Source organism: Phenylobacterium terrae (assembly GCF_042681205.1).
GTDB lineage: Bacteria > Pseudomonadota > Alphaproteobacteria > Caulobacterales > Caulobacteraceae > Phenylobacterium > Phenylobacterium terrae.
Window position 1 is genome coordinate 1,776,422 of sequence record NZ_JBHUEY010000001.1, and the last position, 25,315, is coordinate 1,801,736.

Consider the following 25,315-nt stretch of genomic DNA (forward strand, 5'->3'; position numbering starts at 1 on the left):
ATGCTGGAGTTCCTGACAGCGTCCCTGCTGGGCAAGCCGCTGTGGATGTGGCTCGCCTTCGCCCTGGTGGTCGTCGTCCTGCTCGTCGTCGACCTGGGCGTCCTTCACCGGAAGCATCGCGAGATCGGCGTCCGCGAGAGCCTGTTGATGTCGGCCGGCTATCTGGCCCTGGGCCTCGGCTTCGGCGGCTGGATCTGGTTCGAGCTCGGCCGCGAGTCCGGGGTCGAGTACCTGACCGGCTTCCTGGTCGAGAAGAGCCTGGCCCTCGACAACATTTTCGTCATCGCCTCGATCTTCGGCGCCCTGGCGATCCCGGCGGCCTACCAGCACCGGGTGCTCTTCTGGGGCATCCTCGGCGTCATCGTGCTGCGGGCGATCATGATCGGCTTCGGCGCGGCCCTCGTCGCGAGCTTCGAGTGGGTCCTGCTGATCTTCGCCGGCTTCCTGGTGCTGATGGGCCTGAAGATGCTCTTCGCCCGGAAAGATGCGAGCGACCCGCGCGACAACGTCCTCTACCGCTGGCTCGCCGGCCATCTGCGCCTGACGGACGGGCTGCGCGAGCACCGCTTCTTCGTCCGCGAGCCGCGTCCGGCCCGGCGGCTGGCGCTCTTCGCCACGCCGCTGTTCATGGCCCTGCTGATGGTCGAGGCGGCGGACGTGATCTTCGCCGTGGACTCGGTGCCGGCGATCTTCGCCATCACCACCGATCCCTACATCGTCTACACCTCGAACATCTTCGCCATCCTGGGCCTGCGGGCGCTCTACTTCGCGCTGGCGGCCATCATCGCCCGCTTCGCCTACCTGAAGCAGGCGCTGGCGCTGCTGCTGGTGTTCATCGGCGGCAAGGTGTTCGTGGCCGAGGCCATGGGCTGGGAGAAGTTCCCGGCGCCGGTTTCGCTGGCGGTGACGGTGGGGCTGATCGCCGGCGGCGTCGCCTGGTCGCTGTGGCGCACGCGGCGCGCGGAGCCGGAGCCCCAGATGATCACATAAAGAAGTCTTTATATGTCGGTTGCCGCCGCCCGCCTCGGCCGCTATAGACCTCCAAACTTCGCGCGCCGGGCGACTCCCGGCGCGCGCCTCGTTGGAGCCCTTTCATGACCGACTATGTCGTCAAGGACATCGCCCTGGCCGATTGGGGCCGCAAGGAAATCGAGATCGCCGAAACCGAGATGCCGGGCCTGATGGCCACGCGCGCCGAGTTCGGCCAGGACAAGCCGTTGAAGGGCGCCCGGATCGCCGGCTCCCTGCACATGACCATCCAGACGGCGGTGCTGATCGAGACCCTGCAGGCGCTGGGCGCGGACGTGCGCTGGGCCAGCTGCAACATCTTCTCCACCCAGGACCACGCGGCCGCGGCCGTGGCGGCCAAGGGCACGCCGGTGTTCGCGGTGAAAGGCGAGACCCTGGTCGAGTACTGGGAATACGCCCACCGGATCTTCGAGTGGGCCGACGGCGGCTATCCGAACCTGATCCTCGACGACGGCGGCGATGCGACCCTGCTCTGCGTCCTCGGCCCGAAGGCCGAGAAGGATCCCTCCATCCTCGACAACCCGACCAACGAGGAGGAAGAGGCCCTCTACGAGGTGATGAAGCGGTACCTGAAGGAGAAGCCCGGCTTCTATTCGGCCATCCGCGAGGCCATCAAGGGCGTCTCCGAAGAGACCACCACGGGCGTCCACCGCCTCTACCAGATGGCCGAGCGCGGCGAGCTGCCGTTCCCGGCGATCAACGTCAACGACAGCGTCACCAAGTCCAAGTTCGACAACCTCTACGGCTGCCGCGAGAGCCTGGTGGACGGCATCCGCCGGGCGACCGACGTCATGCTGTCGGGCAAGGTGGCGGTGGTCTGCGGCTACGGCGACGTGGGCAAGGGCTCGGCCGCGTCCCTGCGCAACGGCGGCGCCCGGGTGGTGGTCACCGAGATCGACCCGATCTGCGCCCTGCAGGCGGCGATGGAAGGCTATGAGGTCGCCACGATCGAGGACGTGCTGGACCGGGCCGACATCTACGTCACCGCCACCGGCAACAAGGACGTCATCACCGTCGACCACATGCGGCGGATGAAGAACAACGCCATCGTCTGCAACATCGGCCACTTCGATTCCGAGATCCAGATCGCCGGCCTGCGCAACTACAAGTGGGACAAGATCAAGGATCAGGTTCACCACGTGGAGTTCCCGGACGGCAAGAAGATCATCGTCCTGTCGGAGGGCCGGCTGGTGAACCTGGGCAACGCCACGGGCCACCCGAGCTTCGTGATGAGCGCCTCCTTCACCAACCAGACGCTGGCCCAGATCGAGCTGTGGACCAACGGCCAGGCCTACGAGAACAAGGTCTACACCCTGCCCAAGCGCCTGGACGAGAAGGTCGCCCTTCTGCACCTCGAAAAGCTCGGCGCGAAGCTGACCCAGATGAGCGCCGACCAGGCCGCCTACATCGGCGTCTCGCCGCAGGGCCCGTTCAAGCCGGAGCACTATCGGTACTGATCGAGCGGGGTGACAGGTAGGGCTGCGCCCAACCAGTCACCGGCGGCCGTCGGTGACGGGTTGCGCCGCAGGCGCTACCTGTCACCCACCGCTGCGCGGAAGCGCACCTTTTCCGCGCCTTGCGCCCCGAGGCGGCGATAGAAGGCGATCGCCGGGGCGTTCCAGGGCGGCGTCTGCCACTGGACCTCGGCGCAGCCGGCCTGCCGCGCGGCGGCGAAGACCTCGTCCATCAGCCGGCGGCCCAGCCCGGTCCCGCGCATCGGCGCCTCCAGGTAGAGGCAGTCCATGTGCAGGTAGGGGCGCCCCGACCAGGTCGAGAACTCGACGCCGGCCGAGGCGTAGCCGGCGAGGGGGCCGCCGGCCTCGACGACCCAGGCCCACAGGCGGGGCTCCTTCCCGAACAGCGCCCAACCCAGCCGTTGCGCCAGCCCCGTCACGTCCAGATCGACGCGCTCGAAGCGGGCGTGCTCGGCGCAGAGCCGGACGAGTTCGGCCAGGTCCTGCGGCCGGGCGGGGCGGACGTCCATTGGCGGTCAGGCGTGCGCCGGCGCGCGCGCCAGTTCGAAACCCTCGTCCAGCCAGCCGGTGATCCCGCCGGGCATGACCTTCACCGGCCGGCCGAGGCGGGCGAGCCGAATGGCCGCCCGCGCCGCGCCGTTGCAGTGCGGCCCGGCGCAATAGACGACGAACAGCGTCTCCGGCGGATAGTCGGCGAGCTTGCCGGCGATGATCTTGCCGTGCGGCAGACTGAGCGCGGTGGGCACGTGACCGGCGGCGTGGGCCTCGTGGCTGCGCACGTCCAGCAGGACGAAATCCTTCTGGTCTGTGGTGATCGCGTTATTCACGTCCCAGCAGTCGGTCTGGAAGGCGAATTCGGCTTCGAAGTGGGCGAGCGCCTCGGCGGAGGGGGCGGCGGGGGTTTCGCTGACAAGCGACATGGCGGGTCTCCAGTTCGTGTGACGCCGGAACCCTAGGGGCCAAGCGGGGCTGTCGCGCAGTGGCGGAAGTGACTATGATCGTACAGATCATGCCAAATCCGTCCGGACCCCTGGTCGCCGCGCTCGTCTACGACGGACTGTGCACCTTCGAATACGGCGTCGCCGCCGAGGTGTTCGGCCTGCCGCGCCCGGAGCTCGGTCCCGAGTGGTACCGGTTCGCCAGCTGCGCGGTGGAGCCCGGCCCGCTGCGGGCGATGGGCGGACTGACGGTGCAGGTCGACGCCGGCCTCGAACGGCTCTCCGAGGCCGACCTGATCATTGCGCCGGGCTGGAAGGGCGTGGACGTCGAGCCGCCCGCCCCGCTGCTCGAGGCCCTGCGCGCCGCCCACGACCGCGGGGCCCGGCTGATGTCGATCTGCTCGGGCGTCTTCGTGCTGGCCGCGACCGGGCTGCTGGACGGCAAGCGCGTGACCACCCACTGGCGCTACGCCGAGGCGTTGGCGAAGCGCTACCCCTCGCTGCGGTTCGACGGCGAGGTGCTCTATGTGGACGAGGGGCGGATCTTCACCTCCGCCGGCAGCGCGGCGGGCATCGACCTGTCGCTCTACATCGTGCGCCGCGACTTCGGCGCGGAGGTCGCCAACCAGGTCGCCCGCCGCCTGGTCGTGCCGGCCCACCGCAACGGCGGCCAGCTGCAGTACATGCCCCGGCCCGTGCCCGAGCGCGAGAACGCGCGCCTGTCGGACGTGCTCGCCCACGTCCGCGCCCGCCCGGACCAGCCGTTCAGCGTCGCCGACATGGCGCGGATGGCGGCCCTCAGCGAGCGCAGCCTGCACCGCCGCTTCCTGGAGACGGTGGGCGAGTCGCCGGCGAGCTGGCTGATCGGGGTTCGGGTGGAGCGCGCCCGCGAGCTTCTGGAGACCCACGACCTGCCCATGGACGAGGTCGCCCGGCTGTCCGGCTTCGGCGACGCGGCCAACCTGCGCCGCCACTTCCGCCGCCGGCTGACGGTCTCGCCTTCGGAGTACCGGGCGACCTTCGGCCGGACCGCGGCGGTCAGCCCTTGAACCGCCGCACCCAGGCGGCGAAGGCCTCGAGGTAGCGGACGAGGTAGCGGCCGGTCGCCTCGTCGCTCAGCCGTCCCTCGGCGTCGAACTTCTCGTGCGCGCGGAAGACCAGCAGCTCCGGCTGGGGGAGGCAGTAGCTGTTGGTGAACTCGAAGGCCTGGCGCAGCTGGCTCTGGCCGCGGGCCGTGCCGGTCATGCCCGGCGAGGCGCCGATGATCCCCACCGGCTTGCCGGAGAGCGCCGCATCGTTCGGCGGACGGCTGGCCCAGTCGACGGCGTTCTTGGTCACCGCCGGGACGCCGTGATTGTACTCGGGCGTGACCATCAGCACCCCGTCGGCGGCGCGGATCGCCGACTTCAGCGCCGCCACCGCCGGCGGATCGCCCTGCGCCTCCACATCGCCGTTGTAGAGGGGCACGTCGATCAGATCGAAGACCTCTATGCTCATCCCCGCCGGCGCCCGCGCCTGCGCCTCGCGCAGCAGGGCGCGATTGTAGGAGGCGCGCCGGAGGCTGCCGGCGAAGCCGAGGATGCGGATGTCGCTGGTCATGCGGGCTGCGGGTCCTGAGTAATCTTCTGGGAGATGGGGGCGGCCTGCGGGGCCGGCGGATCGAGGCTTGCCAGATAGGCGTGCAGGGTGGCGACCACCTGGGCGCCTTCGCCGACCGCCGCGGCGACCCGCTTGGTCGAGCCGGCGCGGATGTCGCCGATGGCGAACGCGCCGTCGAGGCTGGTCTCCATCGGCCGCCGGCCCGGGTGGAGTTCGGCGCCGGTTCGGATGAAGCCTTTGTCGTCCAGCGCGATCCCCGAGCCCGCCAGCCACTCGGTGTGAGGCTCGGCCCCGATGAACAGGAACAGGTGGCGGATCGGCCGCCGCGTCTCCTCGCCAGACCGGCGATCGCGCCAGGTCAGGCCCTGCAGCGCACCGTCCGCGCCGTCGACGGCGCAGATCTCGGCCCGGGTGACCACCTCCACGTTCGGCAGTCCGGCGATCCGGTCGACGAGGTAGCGGGACATGGTCGCTTCCAGCCCGGGGCCGCGGACCAGCATCCAGACCTTCTCCACCTGCGAGGCGAGATAAACCGCGGCCTGACCGGCGGAGTTGCCGGCGCCCACCAGCGCCACCTCCTGGCCGGCGCAGAGCCGCGCCTCGACGGGCGAGGCCCAATAGTGGACGGAGGCGGCTTCGAACCGTTCGATCCCCGCCACCTCCAGCCGCCGGTAACGCGCCCCGGCGGCGATCACCACGCTGCGGGCCCGCACCTGCTCGGCGTTGGCCAGCGCCAGGGCGAAGCCGCCGGCCGGGTGGGCCGCGAGGCTCGCCACCTCGTCCGGAATGGCGATCTCGACCCCGAACTTCTGGGCCTGGTTGTAGGCGCGGGCCATCAGGGCCAGGCCGCTGATGCCGGTCGGGAAGCCGAGGTAGTTCTCGATCCGCGCCGACGCGCCCGCCTGGCCGCCGAACGCCCGGCAGTCCAGCACCAGCACCGAGAGGCCCTCGGAGCCGGCGTAGACGGCGGTGGCCAGGCCCGCGGGACCGGCGCCGACCACCGCCACGTCGTAGAGGCGGTCGGGGTCGATCGGCGCGACCATGCCGAGGCAGCGGGCGAGCTTGGCCTCGGTCGGATTGCGCAGCACCTGGCCGGTCGGGCAGATGACGATCGGCCAGGCGCCCGGACCGATGTGGAAGCGCTCGGTCAGCGCCGCCGCCTCGTCGGCGTCGGGATCGACCCGCAGCCGGGGATGGCCGTTGCGCGCCAGGAAGCTCTCCAGCCGCAGCACGTCGGGATGGTCGGCCGCGCCCAGGATGATGGGCCCGCCGCCGCCGGTCTCGAGCAGCCCCACGCGGCGCAGGATCAGCGCCCGCATGATCCGCTCGCCGAGTTCGGCCTCGGCCACCAGCGCGGCCCGAAGCCGCTCGGGCGCGATGATCAGCGCCTCGACCTCGGAGGCCGCCAAGGCGTCCACAAGGGCGGGTCGGCCGGACAGCTGGGCCAGCTCGCCGATGAAGGAGCCCGGACCGTGCGTGACCACCGGCTGCGGCTGGCCGGCCTGATCGCGCCGGACGATCTCGACCTGGCCCGTCAGCACCACCGTCAGCCCGTGTCCCGGCTCGCCGGTGCGCGCCAACGCCTGCCCCGCCGCATAGGCCCGGGGCTCGGCGAAGCGGCGCAGCCGGTCGATGTCCGCCGCCGAAAGGGTCGGGAACATCTGGTGCGCGCGGGTGTCGGCGATCGAGGGCTCTGCCATGGCGGTCTTCTCCCGGCTCAACATCGAAGCCGACCCCGTCCGTCTGGAAGGCGGACGGGGCCAGCGCAAGTCCTACGCCTGAATGAAGCGCAAAACGTCGGCGTTGAACGCCTCGGCCTGGGTGGTCGGCAGGCCGTGGTCGCCGCCCGGGTAGATCTTCAGCTCGGCCCCCGGGACGAGCTTGGCCGACGTCAGCGCCGAAGCGCCGATGGGGACGATCTGGTCGTCGTCGCCGTGCAGGATCAGGGTCGGCCGATCGATTCGCTTCAGGTCCTCGGTGTAGTCGACCTCCGAGAACTCGTGGATGCAGTCGAGCTGGCCCTTCAGCCCGCCCATCATGCCCTGCAGCCAGAAGGAATCGCGGACCCCCTCCGAGAGCTGCGCTCCCGGCCGATTGTAGCCGTAGAAGGGGACGGCGAGATCCTTGAAGAACTGCGAGCGGCTCTCGAGCGTGCCCTTGCGGATGGAATCGAACACCTCGATCGGCAGGCCGCCGGGGTTGGCGTCAGTCTTCACCATCAGCGGCGGCACGGCCCCCACCAGCACGACCTTGGCCACACGCTCGGTCCCGTGCCGGCCGATGTAGCGCGTCACCTCCCCGCCCCCGGTGGAATGGCCGACCAGGACGGCTTCGCGCAGGTCGAGGGTCTCGATCAGGCGGGCCAGGTCGTCGGCGTAGGTGTCCATGTCGTTGCCGGCCCAGGTCTGGTCCGAGCGGCCGTGGCTGCGACGGTCGTGGGCGATCACCCGAAAGCCGTGCTGGGCGAAGAACACCATCTGGGCGTCCCAGGCGTCGGCGGTCAGCGGCCAGCCGTGGGAGAAGACGATCGGCTGCCCGGCGCCCCAGTCCTTGTAGAAGATGCGGGTCCCGTCGTCGGCGACGACATGGGTCTGGCGGGGCGAGCGGGCGGCGGCGGGAGCCGGCGCGGCGGGACGGTCGAGTTCGAGCGTGGTCATCGGAGTTCTCCTGACGTGAGGGGGCTTCAGGCGGCGACGAGCGCGGGCCTGGCGTACGGCCGCTCGGCGGCGCCGAGCGCCCATTCGAGCGCGAAATCGGCGACCGCCTCCCAGCCGGCGTCGATGCCGGTCCAGTGCGAGCGGTCGGGGAAGATCTTCAGCTCGGTCCGCGACGGCGCGCGCTTCTGCTTTTCGTAGATCGCCCGGGTCATGCTGGCGTCGGCGATCAGGTCGAGCTCGCCGCCGATCAGCAGCAGCGGGGGCCGTTTCGGGTTGGCCCAGTCGATCGTCCCGCTGCGGCCCACGATGCCGTCCCAGTAGACCCGTCCGGCGGTGGGGACGATGTAGCGGTCGTAAAGGGCGTCCGCCTGGTCGGCCGGGGCGGTCTGAGCGAAGCGGGTGCGGAAGTGCTTCCGCGACATGGTCTTGATCTCGCCGCCCGAGAGCGGGTTCCAGAGCACGGGAAAGGCCGAGACGATGGCGTGGGGCCCGAGCCCGACGCCCGGCGTCGGCGCCGGATGGATCGCCACCCCGGCGGTCCCGAGGCCGCGGTTGAGCAGGTGCTGCACCAGGACGCCGCCGAACGAGTGGCCGATGAGGATCGGCGCATCCGCGAGCCGGTCGATCAGCCCGGCGTAGTGGTCGATGATCTGGCGGTGGCCGGAGCGGGCGAGCGCGGGATCGGGCTTGCGCCGCAGCTCTTCCGGCGTGCGGTCGTCGAACGGCCAGTCGGGCGCGACGACATCGAAGCCGCGAGCCTCGTACCGGGCCTTGAAGCCTTCCCAACTCCTCGAATTGAGCCAGGCGCCGTGGATCAGCATGATGGTCTTGGTCATGGCGGGTTCTCGCAGAGGGGAGGGGCCGCGGCCCCGATGCCCTGCGAGGATGAGCCGCCTGCCGCGGCCCGCCTATTCTACCTGCGGCTCAACGCCTCATACCTTGGTATGGGTCGGCTCCCCCGAGGGGCTGGCGGACGGCACCTCGAACGTGAAGACGGCGCCGCCGGCCGGCCCGTTGGCCGCGCCGATCGTGCCGCCGTGCGCCGCCAGGATCGAGCGGCAGATGGTCAGCCCCATGCCCATGCCGGAGGTCTTGGTGGTGAAGAAGCTGTCGAACACCCGGGCCGGATCGGCCAGGCCGCGGCCGGCGTCCTGCACCTGGACCTGCACGCCGGCGTCGGTCGGGCGCGTGCGGATCGTCAGTTCGCGGGCGACGGGGTCGGCCTGCTCCATCGCCTGGACGGCGTTGACGATGAGGTTCACCGCCACCTGCTGCAGCTGGGTGCGGTCCCCCATCACGACCGGCGCGGCCGGATCGAGCGCCAGCGACAGCCGCACCGCATGCGCCTCGATCTCGTGGCGCAGGAAGACCAGCGCCTCTTCCAGCACCTCGTTCAGCTGCACCGGCGCCTGCTGGGGCGTACGCCCGCCGGCCATGGACCGCACGCGGTCGATCACCTGGGCCGCGCGGGCGGCGTCGGCCTTGATGCGGCCCAGCAGGGCGCGGGCCTCGTCCAGCTCGGGCTCCTCGCGAGACAGCCAGCGCAGCCCGGCCGCAGCGTTCGTGGCGATGGCCGCCAGCGGCTGGTTGACCTCGTGGGCGATGGAGGCGGTGAGCTCGCCGAGCATCGAGACACGGGCGGCGTGGGCGAACTCGGCCTGCACCTTGGCCAGCATCGCCTCGGCCTGCTTGCGCGCGCTGATGTCGATCACGCCGATCAGCAAGGTCCCCTTGTTCATCGTCTCGGGCGGGAAGCAGGCGGTGAACAGGGCGTCGAACTCATGGCCGTCGATCGTGCGCAAGCGGGTCTCGGTGGCGTAGTTCGGCTTGCCGGTGACGGCGTGGATCACAGCGGCGGCGTAGACGGGGCTGCTCGCCTCCGGCCAGAACGGCTCCACGCTGCCGAGCAGCTCGGCCTTTTCGCCTCGTCCGAAGAGGCTGACTGTCTGGTCGTTGACATCCACCACCCGTGTCGCCCGCATCATCTCGCGGACGAAGCCCGGGTTCTGGGCGAAGTAGCCGGCGTAATCCGCAACGCCCTGTTTCCGGAGCGCGCGCAGCATGTCGCCGACCGGGAAGAAGTCGAGCTCCCAGAACGAGGCGGCCATGGCCTGGAACAGGTTGTGGTAGCGGTGCTCGCTGCGCCGCAGCGCCTCTTCCGCGCCGGCTCCGCTCATCGCCGCCTCAGGCCGGCTCGCCCGTCTCGCCGAGCGCGCGGCGCACGCAGGACAGCAGGGCGTCTTCCGCAAACGGCTTGGAGAGCAGGCTGAGCGCGCCGCACGCCTGCGCCTTGTCGAGCCAGGCCGGTTCGGTTCGGGCGGTCACCAGGATCACCGGGGTGCGCGCGCCAAGCTGGTCGAGGCGCGCCTTCAGCTCCAGGCCGCTGAGCCCAGGCAGCTGGATATCGGCGACGATGCAGCCGCAATCGGCCGTCGCCCGCGTCTCGAGGAACGCCTCCGCGCTCGGAAATCCACGGGCGCGATAGCCGTACGACCGCAGCAGACCGACCACCGCGGTCCGCAGCGACTCGTCGTCCTCGACGACGCAGATGACGGGCGCCTCGCTCACCGCGGCCTTCAGCGAATCCGGCGCGTCGATGCGCCTGCATCAGCGCTTCGCATGGGCGGGGCCGGTCCGAAATCATACGCTGGTGTTAGGCGCCTCGGCCCGCAGGCCCAGCGCCTCGGCCATTCGGACGAGGTCGGCGAGCGTCCTTGCGCCCATCTTCCGCATCGCCTGGCCGCGGTGGATCTTCACGGTGATCTCGCTGATCGCCAGCTCGCCGGCCACCTGCTTGTTCAGCCGGCCCGCCGCGACCAGGGCCATCACCTGGCGCTCTCGCGGGGACAGGGTCTCGTACAGCGAGCGCAGTCGGGAATGGCCTTCGCTGGCCTGGCGGCGCGCTCGGTCCCTGGCGATCGCCGTGGCGACGGCGTCGAGCATGTCCTGCTCACGAAAGGGTTTCGGCAAGAAGTCGACCGCGCCGGCCTTCATCCCCCGGACGGTCATCGGGATGTCCCCGTGGCCCGTCATCAGCACGACGGGCAGCTCGATGCCGAGGCCCGCCAGCTGACCTTGGAAGTCGAGCCCGCTGAGGCCCGGCAGCCGGACGTCGAGGACGATGCATCCCGGCTGCTCGCGCGCGCCGTCTTCCAGGAAGGCGGCGGCCGAGGGATAGCCGCGCACGTCGAGATCCACCGACCGGAACAGGCTCTCCAGCGCCGCCCGCAACGAGGCGTCGTCGTCTATGACACGCACCAGCGACCTGTCGGCCATGCTCGTCCCGCACCAGTGTTCCGCGCCACTCTGCCATAGACGGCGGAACGACGCTTTTCGAAAGCGCGCTTCGGCGGGGCGATGGATCAGCTGGCGTAGAGGTTTGGCGCCGCCGGCTCAGGCTGCCTGCATTCGAGGCTCGGCCTCCTCGGCGGGCGCGCCGGCGCCGGCCCAGGGGTGGCCGGGATAGAACTGGGCCATCACCCGGTCGACGTAGGCGATCAGGTTCGGGAAGGCTTGCGCCCGGCGGCGCAGCGGGGTGTCGAAGAAGGGGGTCGTCAGGGCCGCCAGCATGGCGAACACGGTCGCGTCCACGCCCGCAGGCCGCTCGCCGAATAGGTAGGGCTTGTCCCCGAGCAGGGTGGAAAGGGCGCGCAGCGAGATGACGCCGAGCTCCACGATCTCGTCCGGCCCGTGCCGGCCGAGGGCGGCGCGGGTGCGGAAGTGGACCTGCTCCAGCATCTCCTCCTGCAGCTGCCGGCGCAGGGCGCCCGGGGCGGCGTCGAAGAAATGGGCCGGCCCCTTCTCGAAATTCTCCGGGATGAAGTAGCGGCCCGGCACGGTGGTCCAGGCGAAATGGTTCTCGACCATCCGCTCGATGGCCCAGGCCTGGGCCCGCTGCTCGTGGGTGAGACCGGCGTCGAGGTCCACGCCATAGCGCTCCTCGACGTGCAGGCGGATGAAGGTGGAGTCGCCGATCTTCACCCCGCCGTCGTCGACGAACGGGATCTGCCCCTTGGGCCCCTGCTCGGGCATGGCCGGGACGGCGACGTAGGGCACGTCGGCGATCATCAGCTGGACCTCGGTCTTCATGACGTAGGGGCTGCAGTGCGGCAGGCCGAACATCGGGGCGGCGCCATAAAGCGTGATCATCGGGGGCTCCTCGTCTCTTGCCCCTTGGTGTAAGCCCCGCCTGCTGCCATCGTGCTGTCAGCAAGGGAGGCCACGGATGCGGCGGGCGGACCGGCTGTTCCAGATCATCCAGATCCTTAGGCGGGGCAGCCGGCCGGTGACGGCCGACGCCATCGCCGCCGAGCTCGAGACGTCCAAGCGCACGGTCTACCGCGACATCGCCGACCTGATCGGCCAGCGGGTGCCGATCCGCGGCGAGGCGGGCGTCGGCTATGTGCTGGAGGGCGGTTTCGACCTGCCGCCGCTGATGCTGACCGCCGACGAGGTGGAGGTGGCGGTGCTGGGCGCCCAGTGGGTGGCCACGCGGGGAGATCCGGCGCTCGCCAAGGCCGCCCAGGACCTGGTGGCCAAGATCGGCGCGGCGGTCCCTGAGCACCTTCGGCCCCTGATCCTCGACCCCGCCGTGCGCAGCCACCGCCGCTGGGACCTGGCCGAGGACAAGCTCGACATGGCCCGCGCCCGGGCGGCCATCCATGCCGGCGAGAAGGTCTGGCTGCGCTACGCCGACGAGCAGGGGCGCGAGACCGAGCGGACCATCTGGCCGTTCGCGGTGGGCTACCTGGACGCCGTGCGCCTGCTGGTCGCCTGGTGCGAGCTGCGGGCCGACTTCCGCACCTTCCGCACCGACCGGGTGGTGGAGGCGAAATTCCTCCAGGAACGCTACCCGGAACGGCCGGGCATCCTGCGGGCCCGCTGGCGCAAGGCGATGAATCGTGAGCCCTACCCGGCCTGATGCGGGCCCTGATCCTCTCGAGCTTCGTCGCCGGCGATCCGATCGGCGGAAACGCCCAGCAGCTGGCGCTGGCGGCGCTGGGCTGGGAGGCCGCGCTCGTTCCGACGGTGGTGTTCGGCCGCAGCCCGGCCAAGGGCGGCCGGGGCCGGGCGACCGGGCCTGACCATTTCGCGGCGATGCTGGAGGACCTCGAGGCCGAGGGCTGGCTGGGCTGCGACCTCGTCGTGACCGGCCACTTCTCGCTGCCGGAGCAGGTCGAGGCCGCGGCCGAGGCGCTGCGGCGCAGGCCGCCGCGGGTCACGGTGGTCGATCCCATCCTCGGCGATGCGCCCAAGGGACTGTACGTGAAGCCGGAGGTCGCAACCGCCGTCGAGGCGCTGCTGCCGCCGCTGGCCAGCTGGATCACCCCGAACGCCTGGGAGCTGTCGCACCTGACGGGACTCGCCGTCGCCGATACGGCCAGCGCCTGCCACGCCGCGCGGCAGCTGGAGCCGCCGGCGCTGGTCACCTCCGTGCCGCTCGGCGAAGGCGAGATCGGCCTGCTCTGCTGCGACGAGAACGCCGCGACGCTCATCGCCCACCCGCGCCTGCCGCAGGCGCCCAACGGGACCGGCGACCTCGTGGCGGCCGTGTTCGGCGCCGAGCTGGCCGAGGGCCGCCCGCCCGCCGAGGCCGCGGCCGCCGCGGCGCGCGCGGTGCTCGCCCGGCTGATGCCAACTGGCGGGGCGTTGCGTATAGAGGCGCTTCCCTAGACGCCCGGAGCTTCCATGGTCGAGATCGCCGGCTTCGCCCAGCCGTCCTATGCGGCCGTGAAGGACGCCTTCGCCGCCAACTTCGCCGAGGGCCAGGAGATCGGGGCCAGGTTCAGCCTCGTGGAGGCCGGCGAGGTGGTGGTGGACCTGTGGGCCGGCCATGCCGACCGCAAGCGCACCCGCCCCTTCGACGAGGCGACGCTGACGCCGATCTTCTCCACCACCAAGGCGGTGGCCGCCGTGCTGATCGCCCGGCTGGTGGACGCCGGACGCCTGGCCTACGACCGGCCGGTCGCCGAGGTGTGGCCGGAGTTCGGGCAGGCCGGCAAGGACAAGATCAGCGTCGAGCAGGCGCTGTCCCACCAGGCGGGCCTCTCCGGCTTCATGGACGAGATGGACCCGTCCGACTGGTTCGACTGGGACCTGATCTGCGGCAAGCTCGCCGCCATGGCGCCCATGTGGCCGCCGGGGAGCGCCAGCGGCTACCACCCCATCACCTTCGGCTACATCGCCGGCGAGATCTTCCGGCGCGTCGACGGGCGGACCATGGGGACGGCGCTGCGCGAGGACCTGGCCGGCCCGCTCGGCCTCGACCTGTGGATCGGCCTGCCCGACGCCGAGCACGCCCGCACCGCCGAGCTTCAGCGGCCCACCGGCCTGCCGAAGTTCGGTCAGCTGAACGATCCCACCCGGGCGGCCTTCCTGACCCCGTGGTCCTCGCCCGGCGGGCGCAGCGGCGCCGAGTGGCGGCGGGCGGAGATCCCCTCGGCCAACGGCCACGCCACGGCCCTGTCGCTGGCGCGGCTGATGGGCGCGCTGGCCGACGGCGGCTGGATCGACGGGGAGATGATCCTCTCGCCGGCGCTGATCGCCGAACTGGCCCGCGAGCGGATTTGCGGCCAGGACCTCGTCCTGCCCTTCACCCTGTCCTGGGGCGCCGGGGTGATGCGCAACGAGACGGTGAAGATCTGGGGCCCGGGCGAGCAGACCTTCGGCCACGCCGGCTGGGGCGGCTCGTGCGTGTTCGCCGACCCGGAGCGGCGCCTGGGCGGCGCCTACGTCATGAACAAGCAGTCCACCGACCTCATCGGCGACGCCCGGGCGCGGCGCCTGATCGAGGCGGCTTACTAATCCCTGTCATCCCGGCCGCAGCGAAGCGGAAAGCGGGACCCAGAGCGCTTCACATGCGCAGGGGGATCTGGGTCCCGGATCGTCCTGCGGCCGTCCGGGATGACCTCGTGACCTATTCCGCCAGCGCCGCCGCCGCGGCCGGCCGCGTGCGCTTCCAGGCGCCCCAGAGGAACACCGCCGCCGCGCCCCAGATGAAGGCGAAGGAGGCCATGCGCAGGGTGTCGAACGCCTCGCCCTGGGCGACGCCGATCATGAAGCTGATGGTCGGGGCCAGGAACTGCAGGAAGCCCATGGCCGAGAGCGGCATCCGGCGGGCGGCCCAGGCGAACAGCACCAGCGGCACGGCGGTGACGGGGCCGGAGACGATCAGCCAGGCGGCGGTGACCGGCTCGCGGAAGTGGCCGAGGCCCGCCGCCTCCAGCCAGACGATGTAGGCCAGGCAGAGAACGCCCACGAGCAGGCACTCGAGGAACAGGCCCGTCTGGGCGTCGGCGGCGACGCGCTTTCTGACGATCCCGTAGCCGCCGAAGCTGAAGGCCAGCGCCAGCGAGACCAGCGGCAGGTGCCCGATGGCCAGCGCCTGCAGGGCGACGCCCACCACGGCCAGGGCGATGGCGGCCTGGCCGATGCGATCGATCCGTTCACGGAAGATCAGCGCCCCGGCCGCCATGTTGACGAGAGGGTTGATGTAGTAGCCGAGGCTGGTCTCCAGCACCCGGCCGGAGTTCACCGCCCAGATGAACACCACCCAGTTGACCGAGATCAGCACCGCCGAGACCAGCAGCCAGCCCAGCACCTTCGGCTGGCGGAACACGCCGGCGACCTGGCCCCACTGCCGCGCCATCCAGACGAACACCGCCGCGGCCGGCACGCTCCAGACGATGCGGTGCGCAAGGATCTCCCAGGAGCCGGCGCCGGCCTGGGCCACCGCCTGGAAGTAGAGGGGGACGAACCCCCAGATGAGGTAGCAGCCGATACCCGCCGTCAGCGCCAGGCGGGTTTCGCCGGGCGCCGACGCGGCCGGCATCAGGCGATCGCCTTGGTGCGGATCAGGCCGCGCTCGTGGAGCAGCTCGGCGATCTGCACGGCGTTGAGGGCCGCGCCCTTGCGCAGGTTGTCGGCCACGACCCAGAGGGACAGGCCGTTCTCGACGGTCGGGTCCTTGCGGATGCGGGAGACGAACACCGGAAACTCGCCCTGGGCTTCCTTGGGCGTGATGTAGCCGGTCGGATCGCGCTTATCGATGACGATCAGGCCGGGGCTCTCGCGCAGCAGCTCGCGGGCCTCGTCTTCGTCCAGCGGCTCGTGGAACTCGATGTTCACCGCCTCGGAGTGGCCGACCATCACCGGCACGCGCACGCAGGTGACCGTGAGCTTGATGCTCGGGTCGATCATCTTGTGCGTCTCGTTCCACATCTTGGCTTCTTCGTCGGTGTAGCCGTCGTCGTTGAACGAGCCGATGAAGGGAATGACGTTGAAGGCGATCTGCTTGGGGAACTTCTTGGGCTCGGACGGACCCAGGACGAAGACGCCCTTGGTCTGGTCCCAGAGCTCGTCCATGCCTTCCTTGCCGGCGCCGGAGACCGACTGGTAGGTCGCCACCACCACCCGCTTGATCTTGGCCCGGTCGTGCAGCGGCTTCAGCGCCACCACCAGCTGGGCGGTCGAGCAGTTGGGGTTGGCGATGATGTTCTTGCGGTTCGCCCACTCCACATCGTCCGGGTTCACTTCCGGCACGATCAGCGGCACGTCGGGGTCCATCCGCCAGGCGGAGGAATTGTCGATAACGATGGGGCCGGCGGCGCCGATCTTCGGCGACCACTCCTTGGAGAAGGAGCCGGAGACGCTCATCAGCACCAGGTCGACCTTGGAGAAGTCGAACTGCTCGACGTCCTCGCACTTGACGATCTGCTCGCCGAACGAGACCTCGACGCCGATGGACCTGCGCGAGGCGATCGCGTGAATCTTGTCCACGGGGAAGTTCACTTCCTCGAGGATGTTCAGCATCTCACGGCCCACGTTGCCCGTGGCGCCGACCACGGCGACCCGGTAGCCCATCGAAGTCTCTCCTGAATGAGGGAGCGTCCCGTTACCCTCCCGAGCGGCGCATAGCAAGGCGAGCGCCGGTTGCGGCTTCGGAGGTGGGGGCTAGGCTCGGCCGGCGCAAGCTTCAGGGAGAGATCATGGCCGCCACCGGAATGCCCTTCGCCGACCTCATGGGCGTGGAGATCCTCGAACGGAGCAAGGCGCGGGTGCGCGGCCGGCTGGTCGTGCGCGAGGACCTCTGCACCGCCGGCTCCATCCTGCACGGGGGCGCCTACATGGCCTTCGCCGACGCGCTGGGGGCCATCGGCGGCGTGCTGAACCTGCCCGAGGGCGCCGCCCGCACCACGACGCTGGAGAGCAAGACCAACTTCCTGGGCTCGGCCAGGGTCGGCGAGCCCATCGAGGGAGAGGCGACGCCGCTGCACATCGGCCGCCGCTCCAGCGTCTGGCAGACGCGCATCACCAACGCCGAGGGCAAGCTGCTGTGCCTGGTCATCCAGACGCAGATGACCATCCAGGGTTAGCGGGCCGCCCCTTGCCAAGCCCCGCCGCGTCGGACGACAAGCTTCACGGAAGACCAGCGGGGAGGGCGGCATGGCCACGGGCATCGGGTTCCTGAGCACCATCGAGCGGGTCGGCAACCGCCTGCCCGACCCGGTGGTCATCTTCCTCTGGATGATCGGCCTGCTGCTCGCCGCCAGCGCGGTCGCGGACGCAGCGGGCGCCTCGGCGGTCAACCCGGTGACCGGCGAGACCCTGGCCGCGGTCAGCCTGTTCACCTCGGAGAACCTGCGCCGGCTGTTCGTCGACATGCCCCGGACCCTCACCGGGTTCGCGCCGCTCGGCTTCGTGCTCACGGTGATGCTGGGCGCCGGCGTCGCCGAACGGACGGGGCTGTTCTCCACCGTCATGCGGGCGAGCCTCGCCAAGGCGCCGAAGGCCATGCTCACCCCGATCATCGTCTTCGTCGCCATCGTCTCGAACCACGCGGCGGATGCGGCCTACGTGGTGCTGGTGCCGCTGGCGGGCGTGGCCTTCGCGGCGGCCGGCCGACACCCGGTGGCCGGCATCGCCGCGGCCTTCGCCGGGGTCTCCGGCGGGTTCTCCGCCAACATCTTCCCGGGCCACCTGGACGCCCTGCTGCTCGGCATCACCGAGCCGGCGGCGCGGCTGCTGCAGCCGGACTGGACGGCCAACATCGCCGGCAACTGGTGGTTCATCGCCGCCATGGCGATCGTCTTCACGCCCATCGGCTGGTTCGTCACCGACAAGATCGTCGAGCCGCGCCTGGGTCCCTGGCGGCCTTCGGCCTCGGCGGTCGCCGACGGCGATGCGCCCACGGCCGAGACCTCGGCCGCCGAGCGCAAGGGACTGGCCTGGGCCGGCCTCGGCGCCCTTGCGATCACCGCGGTGTGGGCGGCGCTGACGCTGCCGCCCGGCGCGCCGTTCATCGACGCCGCCGCCGAGGTTCCCTCCGAGCGGCTGACGCCCTTCTACAACTCGCTGGTCGCCTACTTCTTCCTGCTGTTCCTGGTCTGCGGCGTCGCCTACGGGGCCGCGGCCGGGACGGTGAAGCGGCAGGCCGACGTGGTGCGCCTGACCGGCGAGTCCATGGCCGAGATGGGCCCCTACATCGTGCTGGCCTTCGTCGCCGCGCACTTCGTGACCATGTTCAACTGGTCGAACCTGGGGGCCATCCTGGCGATCCACGGGGCCGGGGCGCTGCGGGCCTCGGGGCTGCCCACGCCGCTGCTGCTGATCGGCATCGTGCTGCTGGCGGCCTTCATCAACCTGATGATCGGCTCGGCGTCGGCCAAGTGGGCGGCGCTCGCCCCCATCCTGGTGCCGATGCTGATGCTCCTGGGCATCAGCCCGGAGATGGCCACCGCCGCCTACAGGATGGGCGATTCGGTGACCAACATCGTCACCCCGCTGATGGTCTACTTCCCGCTGATCCTGGCCTTCGCCCAGAGGTACGAGAAGGACTTCGGGGTCGGCTCGCTGATGGCGACCATGGTCCCCTATTCCCTCTCGTTCCTGGCGGCCGGCCTTGTCATGGTGCTGGCCTGGAGCAGCCTCGGCTGGGCGCTCGGCCCCGGAGCCGGCGTCGAGTACCAGCTGCCGGCGGCCCCGGCCGCTCCCGTCGCCCCGGCCGCGCCCTGAGGCCGGTCAGGCCAGCTCGAAGTCCATGGTGATCTCGGCGTTAAGCACCTTGGACACAGGGCAGGTCTTCTCCGCCGTGCGGGCCAGTTCCTCGAACTTGGCCCGGTCGACGCCGGGGACCTTGGCGCGCAGGGTCAGGGCCGACTTCTTGATCGTGAAGCCGCCGGCCTCCTGCTCGACCGTCACCGCGGCCTCGGTGGCCAACTCGTCGGCGGTGAAGCCGGCGTTCTGGAGCTGGAAGGCGAGCGCCATCGTGAAGCAGCCGGCATGGGCGGCGGCGATCAGCTCCTCGGGATTGGTCCCGGGCTCGTTCTCGAAGCGGGTCCTGAACGAATAGGGGGTGCTCGACAGCACGCCGGAGTCGGTCGTCAGGTCGCCGTTTCCATCGCGCCCTGCGCCGCGCCACACCGCTCTGGCTTTCCGGATCATCGTCTCGCTCCTTCACGTCATGGCCGGCGTCATGCCGACCACCCATCCTGATGCGCCCCTGTGACAACTGTGGCGGGATGGGTCGCCGGGACAAGCCCGGCGATGACGAAAAGGGGGAGGCGGCGGGCGCCTAGGCCGCCGCGCTGGGCCTGGCCTTCACCCGTTCGAACCAGGACTTCACCCAGCCGGCCTCGTCGGGGATCGGCTGGCCGACGGTGTTTCCGAACGCCATGAAGCAGTAGAGCAGCACGTCGGCGAGGGTGAAGCGGTCGCCGCAGACGTACTGGTTCTGGCCCATCTGGGCGTCGAGCCACAGCAGCTTGTCGCGGGCCATGGCCTTGAGGCCGGCGGCGCCCTCGGCGTCGAGCAGGCGCATGCGGCTCTCGAACAGACGCCGGCCCTCGGCGGCGCGGAAGCCGTTGGTCATCGGCTCGACGACGCCGAGGTCGATGCGGCGGGTCCACATGCGGGTCTCGGCCCGCTCCTCGGGGGTGTTCCCGATCAGCGAGGCGCCGGGCTGGGTCTCGTCGAGGTATTCGCAGATGGTGGTGATCTCGCAGATCTTCCGCCCGTCATCGAGCTCGAGCGTCGGAAGCGTGCCCGCGGGGTTGATCGCCTCGTTGTAGGGCGGCTGGCGGTTCTCGCCGCGCATGAGGTCGACCTGCACCAGGTCGAGCTTCACGCCCTTCTCGGCCGCAAACATCCGGACCACGTGCGGGTTGGGGCCGACGGAATTGTAGAGCTTCATTTGGGGCGCGCCTCCGTTATCGTTGTTTACTAGGGCTAGGCCGGGCGCGAGCGACGCGTCAACTGCGGAGCTGTGCGACCGTGAACCCACGCGTGCTTGTGTTGACGCTGTCGAGCTTCGCTTTCGGCTCGGGCGCGCTGATCTTCTCCGGCCTCCTGGAGTTCATGGCCGCCGACCTGGGCGTCTCGGCCGGGGCCGCGGGGCAGATCCAGACCACCTATGTGCTGACCGCCGCGCTGGCCGGGCCGCCGCTGGCCATGCTGGCCGGCCGGTTCGACCGCAAGAAGGTGCTGCTGGTCGCGCTCACCCTGACCATCGTCCTCAACCTCGTCTGCATGGCCACCAGCTCCTTCAGCCAGCTGCTGGTCTTCCGGGCGATGATCGGAGCCTGCGCGGCGTTGGCGGGGCCCGCCTCCTCGGCGGCGGTCAGCGGCCTCGTACCGCCGGAGATGCGCGGCCGGGCGTTGGCCATGGTCGGCGGCGGCATGACCATCGCCTTCGTGCTCGGCATTCCGATGGGCACCATCATCGGCTCGATCTTCACCTGGCGGGCGGCGTTCGCCATGGCGGCGGGGTTGGCGGCGGTCGCCTTCGTCGCCATCGCCCTGATCCTGCCCAGCGTGAAGCCGCCGCCGCCGGCCATGGGCGGGCGGCTGACCTGGAACGCCACGCCGCTGTTCCTGGCGACCTTCCTGGCCTTCGCCGCCAACATGAGCATGAACATCTACATCGCCCCGGTGCTCAGGGTCGGCTCGGACATCACCGGTCAGGGCGTGGCCGCCTTCCAGCTGCTGATCGGGGTGGGCAGCTTCCTGGGGCTCTCGCTCGGCGGGCGGGCGGCGGACAAGGGCTGGGGCGGGCTTTCCATCACCCTGGCCTACTCCGGGCTGATCCTGGCCGCGGCGCTGCACTGGATCGTACTGCACCACTGGCTCTCGCCCGGCTGGCCGACCTGGATCCTGGTGGGCCTGGCCTATGTGGTGATGGCCACGGCGCTGTTCTCCGTGATGCCGGTGGTCCAGACGCGGCTGATGGCCCGCGCGCCCAACGCCGCGCCGCTGGCGCTGGCCCTCAACGGCTCGTCGGCGTCGATGGGTCAGGCGCTGGCCGGCGCCACCGGCGGCGCGGTGCTCGCCACGGTCGGTACGCCCAGCCTGCCGCTGGCGACCATCACCTACGCTGGGATCGCGCTGCTGATCTGGCGGCTGTGGGAGGCCAAGCGCTAAGTCCGCTCCGCCGCGGGTCCGGGTCCCGGGTCGGCCTGGCGGCCGTCCGGGATGACGGGGTTTTAGAGGGCCTCGATGACGGCGTCGGCCATCTGGACGGTCGAGAGCGTCCCGCCGATGTCGCGCGTGCGGGCGCCGGCCTCCAGCGCGCGGGCGACGGCCGCGAACAGCTTGTCCGCCAGGTCGGCCCGCCCGAGGGACCAGCGCAGGGCCATCTCGAACGACAGGATGGCGGCGAGGGGGTTGGCCACCCCCTGGCCGGCGATGTCGGGCGCCGAACCGTGGATCGGCTCGTAGAGGCCGGGCTTGCCGGGCGCCCCGATGGCGGCCGAGGGCAGCATGCCCAGGCTGCCGGTCAGCATGGCCGCCTCGTCCGACAGGATGTCGCCGAACAGGTTGTCGGTGACGATGACGTCGAACTGGCGGGGGTTCTTGACCAGCTGCATGGCGCAGTTGTCGGCCAGCATGTGCTCCAGCGTCACGTCCGGGTACTCGCGGGCGTGCAGGGCGGTGACCACCTCGCGCCAGAGCAGGCCCGTCTCCATGACGTTGGACTTCTCGGCGCTGGTCACCTTGTTGCGGCGGCCGCGGGCCAGCTCGAAGGCGACGCGGCTCACCCGCTCGATCTCGGCGGTGGTGTAGACCTGGGTGTCGATCCCGCGCTTGGACCCGTCCGGCAGGGTCTCGACGCCCCGCGGCTGGCCGAAGTAGACCCCGCCGGTCAGCTCGCGGACGATCATGATGTCCAGGCCCTCGACCACCTCGCGGCGCAGGGTCGAGGCGTCGGCCAGCGGCCCGAAGCACAGCGCCGGGCGCAGGTTGGCGAACACCTCCATGCCGGCGCGCAGGTTGAGCAGGCCGGCCTCCGGGCGCAGGTGGCGGGGCGCGTCGGCCCACTTGGGCCCGCCGACCGCGCCCATCAGCACCGCCTTGGCCGCCTTGGCCTCGGCCAGGGTCTCGTCCGGCAGGGGCGTGCCGTTTTTATCGAAGCTTGCGCCGCCGAACGGGCGCTCCTCGATCTTCAGCTCATTGGCGAGGCGGCTGGCCACCCGGCGCACCTGCTCGGTCACCTCGGGCCCGATGCCGTCGCCGGGCAGGAGAAGCAGGTCGGTCATGGCGGGAGCCCCCTTCAGCAAGTGCGGAGGGGACCTCCTAGAAGAAGACAGAGCCGCCGGGAAGCCTCAGGCGTCTTCCATCCAGGGCTGGGTCAGCGCCCGCTTGCTTTCGAAGACGTCGATGTCGGCCGCCTTCTGCAGGGTCTCGCCGATGGCGTCGAGGCCGTTCAGCATCTTGTGCTTGCGGGCCGGGTCGATGTCGAAGCGGAAGGTCTGGCCGGACGGGGAGACCACCGTCTGGGCCTCCAGGTCGACGGTCACCATGTGGTTGCCCCCGCGGGCCTCGTCCATCAGCTGCTGGACCTCGTCGGCCTTGAGGACCACGGGCAGCAGGCCGTTCTGGAAGCAGTTGTTGTAGAAGATGTCGGCGAAACTGGTGGAGACCACGCAGCGGATGCCGAAGTCCATCAGCGCCCAGGGCGCGTGCTCGCGGCTCGAGCCGCAGCCGAAGTTGTCGCCGGTCACCAGCACGCCGGCGCCCTTGTACTCGGGCCGGTTCAGCACGAAGTCGGGTTTCTCCCGCCCCTCGGGATCGAAGCGGAAGTCGTAGAACAGGCCCCGGCCAAGACCCTCGCGCTCCACGGTCTTCAGGAACTGCTTGGGGATGATCTGGTCGGTGTCGATGTTGGCCAGCGGCAGCGGCGCGATGGGCGCGTCCAGGCGGGTGAAGGGTTGCATCTCTATCTCCTTCCCTCCCCTTCATGGGGAGGGTGGCCCGGAGCGGAGCGACGGGCCGGGTGGGGAAGTCCATCGTCGCCGAAGCGTGAACCGGCGGCCCTAGGCGCGGTTCGCGGGTTCCCCACCCGTCCGATGCTTCGCATCGTCCACCCTCCCCATAAAGGGGAGGGAAGGCGGGGGACAAGCTCTCAGTCCTCCGCCCCCTGCTGGATCATGAGGCTCGGCGCGCCGGGCACGCCGGAGCGGACGGTGAAGACCTTGGTGCCGGGCTTGCGGCCGGTGCGGACCTCGGAGACGTCGAAACCGGCGGCGGCGATGCGGGCGTGGGCGGCGTCGGGATCGGTCACCCGCCAGGCCAGGCCGCCGAAACTGTCGGGCTCGTCCGAGGGCGGCGACTTCAGGCTGGCGCCGAACTCGACCACCGCGCCGCCGCAGCGGAAGAACAGCTGGCGTGCGCCCCAGGCCTCGTTCGCGCGGTCGAGCCGCAGGTCCAGGCCCAGCCGGCCGCCGAAGTTGGCCACCGCCCGGTCGATGTTGCGGGTGCGGACGACCACGTGGTCGAGGGCGGCGACGGCGGAGGCGACGTCCTGCGTCGGCGCAGAGATCGGCCGCTCGTTGGCCGGCGACAGCGCGACCGGGATGCCCGCGGCGTCCAGGCCGGAGCCGGCGGCCGTCAGGCCGCGGCGGGTCATCAGGGTCAGGTCGGCGTCGGGATCGTCCGAGCGGAACGACAGGCCGACGATCGCGTCCGCTTCGCCCGGTGTGAGCCGCAGGGCCATGTTGGGCAGCTGGAACCAGGCCTCGCCGTCCCGGCGCTCCGGCTGACGGCCGAGCAGGGCGGTGAAGGCGCGGGTCGCAGCCTCGATGTCGGTCGCGCCGACGGCGACGTGGTCGAGGCCGAGGATCATCGCCTAGATGAACTCGCGCACGTCGGCGATGTGGCCCGCGATGGCGGCGGCGGCGGCCATGGGCGGGCTCATCAGGTGGGTGCGCCCGCCGCGGCCCTGCCGGCCCTCGAAATTGCGGTTCGAGGTGGAGGCGCAGCGCTCGCCGGGCGCCAGGCGGTCCGGGTTCATGCCCAGGCACATGGAGCAGCCCGGCTCGCGCCAGTCGAAGCCGGCGGCCTTGAAGATCTCGTCCAGCCCCTCTTCCTCCGCCTGGGCCTTCACCAGGCCGGAGCCGGGGACCACCATGGCGCGGACGTGCGGAGCGACCTTGCGGCCCTCGACGATCTTGGCCGCGGCCCGCAGGTCTTCGATGCGGCTGTTGGTGCACGAGCCGATGAAGACGACGTCGATCTTCGCCTCGGTGATCGGCTGGCCGGCCTTCAGGCCCATGTACTCCAGGGCCCGCTCGACGGCGGCCCGCTTGTCGGGGGTCGCGAACGCGTCCGGCGAGGGCGTCGCCTGCTCGATGCTGATCACGTCCTCGGGGCTGGTGCCCCAGGTGACCAGCGGCGCGATGCTGGCCGCATCGATGCGGACCTCGCGATCGAAGACGGCGTCGGGGTCCGACACCAGGCTCTTCCAGTAGTCGACCGCCATCTCCCAGGCGCCGCCCTTGGGCGCGGCGGGACGACCCCTCAGGTAGTCGAAGGTGGTCTCGTCGGGGGCGACCAGGCCCGCCCGGGCGCCGGCCTCGATGGTCAGGTTGCAGAGCGTCATCCGCCCTTCCATCGACAGCGCCCGGACCGCCTCGCCGGCGTATTCGATCACATAGCCGGTGCCGCCGGCGGTGCCGATCTCGCCGATGACGGCCAGGGCGAAGTCCTTGGCCCCGACGCCCGGCGCGGGGGTTCCCTCGATGGTCACCCGCATGTTCTTGGACTTCTTCTGGCGCAGCGTCTGGGTGGCCAGCACATGCTCCACCTCGGAAGTGCCGATGCCCTGCGCGAGGGCCCCGAACGCGCCGTGGGTGGAGGTGTGGGAATCGCCGCAGACGATGGTCATGCCCGGCTGAGTGCGGCCCTGCTCGGGGCCCACCACGTGGACGATGCCGTTGCGCACGTCGCCCATCGGGAAGAACTCGATGCCGTAGTCCTTCACGTTGCGCTCCAGGGTCTGGAGCTGCAGGCGCGCCTCCTCGTCGGCCACGGCGGCCACGCCCAGGCCCTGGCCCTCGGTCGGCACGTTGTGGTCGGCGACGGCCAGCGTGCGGTCGGGGCGGCGGACGGCGCGATGGTTGGTGCGAAGGCCGGCGAACGCCTGCGGGGTGGTCACCTCGTGGATCAGGTGCAGGTCGATGTAGAGGATCGCCTCGCCGTCCTGTTCGGCGACCAGGTGGGCGTCCCAAATCTTGTCGTAGAGCGTCTTGCCGGCCATGGGCGGCATGTAGACATCGCAGAGGAGAAGGTCAAAGGCGGGAGGCGTTTCGCCGCCGGCCATACTGGCGCTTCGGAAGCCGAGCCC

Annotated in this window: 27 protein-coding genes; 9 read left to right on the forward strand and 18 right to left on the reverse strand. The window is 70.8% G+C overall.

Features of this window, described 5'->3' with window-relative positions:
- A complete protein-coding gene (locus tag ACFSC0_RS08905) occupies positions 1 to 990 on the forward strand; it encodes a TerC family protein (RefSeq protein WP_377283296.1) in 990 nt (329 codons plus the stop codon).
- A gap of 104 nt (positions 991 to 1,094) precedes the next feature.
- Positions 1,095 to 2,486 carry an adenosylhomocysteinase gene (gene ahcY, locus ACFSC0_RS08910; protein ID WP_377283295.1) on the forward strand — a complete coding sequence of 464 codons (1,392 nt, stop codon included), beginning with the start codon at positions 1,095 to 1,097 and terminating at the stop codon, positions 2,484 to 2,486.
- A gap of 74 nt (positions 2,487 to 2,560) precedes the next feature.
- Here ahcY and ACFSC0_RS08915 read toward each other — a convergent pair whose 3' ends face one another.
- Both ACFSC0_RS08915 and ACFSC0_RS08920 read right to left on the reverse strand, forming a co-directional pair.
- Complete coding sequence (locus tag ACFSC0_RS08915) at positions 2,561 to 3,013, reverse strand: GNAT family N-acetyltransferase (protein WP_377283294.1); 453 nt, start codon at positions 3,011 to 3,013, stop codon at positions 2,561 to 2,563.
- Positions 3,014 to 3,019: 6 nt separating this feature from the next.
- Positions 3,020 to 3,424 carry a rhodanese-like domain-containing protein gene (locus ACFSC0_RS08920; protein ID WP_377283293.1) on the reverse strand — a complete coding sequence of 135 codons (405 nt, stop codon included), beginning with the start codon at positions 3,422 to 3,424 and terminating at the stop codon, positions 3,020 to 3,022.
- A gap of 74 nt (positions 3,425 to 3,498) precedes the next feature.
- Between ACFSC0_RS08920 and ftrA the strand changes: the two genes are divergently transcribed.
- Positions 3,499 to 4,491, forward strand: a complete 993-nt coding sequence (ftrA, locus tag ACFSC0_RS08925) for a transcriptional regulator FtrA (protein WP_377283292.1) — start codon at positions 3,499 to 3,501, stop codon at positions 4,489 to 4,491.
- Here the strand turns inward: ftrA and ACFSC0_RS08930 are convergent.
- The 8 genes from ACFSC0_RS08930 to ACFSC0_RS08965 form a co-directional block, all read right to left on the reverse strand.
- Positions 4,481 to 5,041 (reverse strand): NADPH-dependent FMN reductase, encoded by a 561-nt coding sequence (locus ACFSC0_RS08930; RefSeq protein WP_377283291.1) that lies wholly within the window; start codon positions 5,039 to 5,041, stop codon positions 4,481 to 4,483. The genes ftrA and ACFSC0_RS08930 overlap by 11 nt on opposite strands.
- Entirely contained in the window at positions 5,038 to 6,741 is a 1,704-nt protein-coding gene (locus ACFSC0_RS08935) for an FAD-dependent oxidoreductase (RefSeq protein WP_377283290.1), read from the reverse strand. Before ACFSC0_RS08935 ends, ACFSC0_RS08930 begins: the two co-directional genes overlap by 4 nt.
- 72 nt (positions 6,742 to 6,813) lie before the next feature.
- On the reverse strand, positions 6,814 to 7,698 hold the full coding sequence (locus ACFSC0_RS08940) for an alpha/beta fold hydrolase (protein WP_377283289.1): 885 nt from the start codon (positions 7,696 to 7,698) through the stop codon (positions 6,814 to 6,816).
- A 26-nt stretch (positions 7,699 to 7,724) separates the two neighbouring features.
- A complete protein-coding gene (locus ACFSC0_RS08945) occupies positions 7,725 to 8,534 on the reverse strand; it encodes an alpha/beta hydrolase (protein ID WP_377283288.1) in 810 nt (269 codons plus the stop codon).
- A gap of 96 nt (positions 8,535 to 8,630) precedes the next feature.
- Positions 8,631 to 9,875: a PAS domain-containing sensor histidine kinase gene (locus ACFSC0_RS08950; protein WP_377283287.1), complete on the reverse strand. Its 1,245-nt coding sequence runs from the start codon at positions 9,873 to 9,875 to the stop codon at positions 8,631 to 8,633.
- 7 nt (positions 9,876 to 9,882) lie between these two features.
- Positions 9,883 to 10,266, reverse strand: a complete 384-nt coding sequence (locus tag ACFSC0_RS08955) for a response regulator transcription factor (RefSeq protein WP_377283286.1) — start codon at positions 10,264 to 10,266, stop codon at positions 9,883 to 9,885.
- A gap of 72 nt (positions 10,267 to 10,338) precedes the next feature.
- Positions 10,339 to 10,974 (reverse strand): response regulator transcription factor, encoded by a 636-nt coding sequence (locus tag ACFSC0_RS08960; protein ID WP_377283285.1) that lies wholly within the window; start codon positions 10,972 to 10,974, stop codon positions 10,339 to 10,341.
- A 117-nt stretch (positions 10,975 to 11,091) separates the two neighbouring features.
- Positions 11,092 to 11,847 (reverse strand): glutathione S-transferase family protein, encoded by a 756-nt coding sequence (locus tag ACFSC0_RS08965; RefSeq protein ID WP_377283284.1) that lies wholly within the window; start codon positions 11,845 to 11,847, stop codon positions 11,092 to 11,094.
- A 76-nt stretch (positions 11,848 to 11,923) separates the two neighbouring features.
- Between ACFSC0_RS08965 and ACFSC0_RS08970 the strand changes: the two genes are divergently transcribed.
- The 3 genes from ACFSC0_RS08970 to ACFSC0_RS08980 are packed head-to-tail and all read left to right on the forward strand — an operon-like array spanning position 11,924 to position 14,502.
- A complete protein-coding gene (locus ACFSC0_RS08970) occupies positions 11,924 to 12,619 on the forward strand; it encodes a helix-turn-helix transcriptional regulator (RefSeq protein WP_377283283.1) in 696 nt (231 codons plus the stop codon).
- Positions 12,619 to 13,371: a PfkB family carbohydrate kinase gene (locus ACFSC0_RS08975; protein ID WP_377283282.1), complete on the forward strand. Its 753-nt coding sequence runs from the start codon at positions 12,619 to 12,621 to the stop codon at positions 13,369 to 13,371. The genes ACFSC0_RS08970 and ACFSC0_RS08975 overlap by 1 nt, the downstream gene beginning before the upstream one ends.
- A gap of 15 nt (positions 13,372 to 13,386) precedes the next feature.
- Positions 13,387 to 14,502: a serine hydrolase domain-containing protein gene (locus tag ACFSC0_RS08980; RefSeq protein ID WP_377283281.1), complete on the forward strand. Its 1,116-nt coding sequence runs from the start codon at positions 13,387 to 13,389 to the stop codon at positions 14,500 to 14,502.
- A gap of 112 nt (positions 14,503 to 14,614) precedes the next feature.
- On the opposite strand, the gene rarD is transcribed toward ACFSC0_RS08980, so the two are convergent.
- Together rarD and ACFSC0_RS08990 are read right to left on the reverse strand one after the other, a co-directional pair.
- A complete protein-coding gene (gene rarD / locus ACFSC0_RS08985) occupies positions 14,615 to 15,529 on the reverse strand; it encodes an EamA family transporter RarD (protein WP_377283280.1) in 915 nt (304 codons plus the stop codon).
- Positions 15,529 to 16,560 (reverse strand): aspartate-semialdehyde dehydrogenase, encoded by a 1,032-nt coding sequence (locus ACFSC0_RS08990; RefSeq protein ID WP_377283279.1) that lies wholly within the window; start codon positions 16,558 to 16,560, stop codon positions 15,529 to 15,531. The genes rarD and ACFSC0_RS08990 overlap by 1 nt, the downstream gene beginning before the upstream one ends.
- 125 nt (positions 16,561 to 16,685) lie before the next feature.
- Here ACFSC0_RS08990 and ACFSC0_RS08995 point away from each other — a divergent pair, with 125 nt between their 5' ends.
- Positions 16,686 to 17,072, forward strand: coding sequence for a PaaI family thioesterase (locus ACFSC0_RS08995; protein ID WP_377283278.1), 387 nt, complete (start codon positions 16,686 to 16,688; stop codon positions 17,070 to 17,072).
- Between the two features lie 70 nt (positions 17,073 to 17,142).
- Positions 17,143 to 18,711 carry an AbgT family transporter gene (locus ACFSC0_RS09000; RefSeq protein WP_377283277.1) on the forward strand — a complete coding sequence of 523 codons (1,569 nt, stop codon included), beginning with the start codon at positions 17,143 to 17,145 and terminating at the stop codon, positions 18,709 to 18,711.
- Positions 18,712 to 18,717: 6 nt separating this feature from the next.
- Here the strand turns inward: ACFSC0_RS09000 and ACFSC0_RS09005 are convergent, their stop codons facing one another.
- Both ACFSC0_RS09005 and ACFSC0_RS09010 read right to left on the reverse strand, forming a co-directional pair.
- Positions 18,718 to 19,140, reverse strand: coding sequence for an OsmC family protein (locus tag ACFSC0_RS09005; protein ID WP_377283276.1), 423 nt, complete (start codon positions 19,138 to 19,140; stop codon positions 18,718 to 18,720).
- A gap of 130 nt (positions 19,141 to 19,270) precedes the next feature.
- The gene (locus ACFSC0_RS09010) at positions 19,271 to 19,888 is read right to left on the reverse strand and encodes a glutathione S-transferase family protein (RefSeq protein ID WP_377283275.1); all 618 of its coding nucleotides are present in this window, start codon (positions 19,886 to 19,888) and stop codon (positions 19,271 to 19,273) included.
- A 92-nt stretch (positions 19,889 to 19,980) separates the two neighbouring features.
- Between ACFSC0_RS09010 and ACFSC0_RS09015 the strand changes: the two genes are divergently transcribed.
- Positions 19,981 to 21,114 carry an MFS transporter gene (locus ACFSC0_RS09015; RefSeq protein WP_377355135.1) on the forward strand — a complete coding sequence of 378 codons (1,134 nt, stop codon included), beginning with the start codon at positions 19,981 to 19,983 and terminating at the stop codon, positions 21,112 to 21,114.
- A gap of 62 nt (positions 21,115 to 21,176) precedes the next feature.
- Here ACFSC0_RS09015 and leuB read toward each other — a convergent pair whose 3' ends face one another.
- The 4 genes from leuB to leuC form a co-directional block, all read right to left on the reverse strand.
- The gene (leuB, locus tag ACFSC0_RS09020) at positions 21,177 to 22,229 is read right to left on the reverse strand and encodes a 3-isopropylmalate dehydrogenase (protein WP_377283273.1); all 1,053 of its coding nucleotides are present in this window, start codon (positions 22,227 to 22,229) and stop codon (positions 21,177 to 21,179) included.
- A 66-nt stretch (positions 22,230 to 22,295) separates the two neighbouring features.
- The gene (gene leuD, locus ACFSC0_RS09025; RefSeq protein WP_377283272.1) at positions 22,296 to 22,907 is read right to left on the reverse strand and encodes a 3-isopropylmalate dehydratase small subunit; all 612 of its coding nucleotides are present in this window, start codon (positions 22,905 to 22,907) and stop codon (positions 22,296 to 22,298) included.
- Positions 22,908 to 23,095: 188 nt separating this feature from the next.
- Complete coding sequence (locus ACFSC0_RS09030; RefSeq protein ID WP_377283271.1) at positions 23,096 to 23,815, reverse strand: VOC family protein; 720 nt, start codon at positions 23,813 to 23,815, stop codon at positions 23,096 to 23,098.
- 3 nt (positions 23,816 to 23,818) lie between these two features.
- A complete protein-coding gene (gene leuC / locus ACFSC0_RS09035) occupies positions 23,819 to 25,228 on the reverse strand; it encodes a 3-isopropylmalate dehydratase large subunit (protein ID WP_377283321.1) in 1,410 nt (469 codons plus the stop codon).
- Between the last annotated feature and the right edge of the window lie 87 nt (positions 25,229 to 25,315).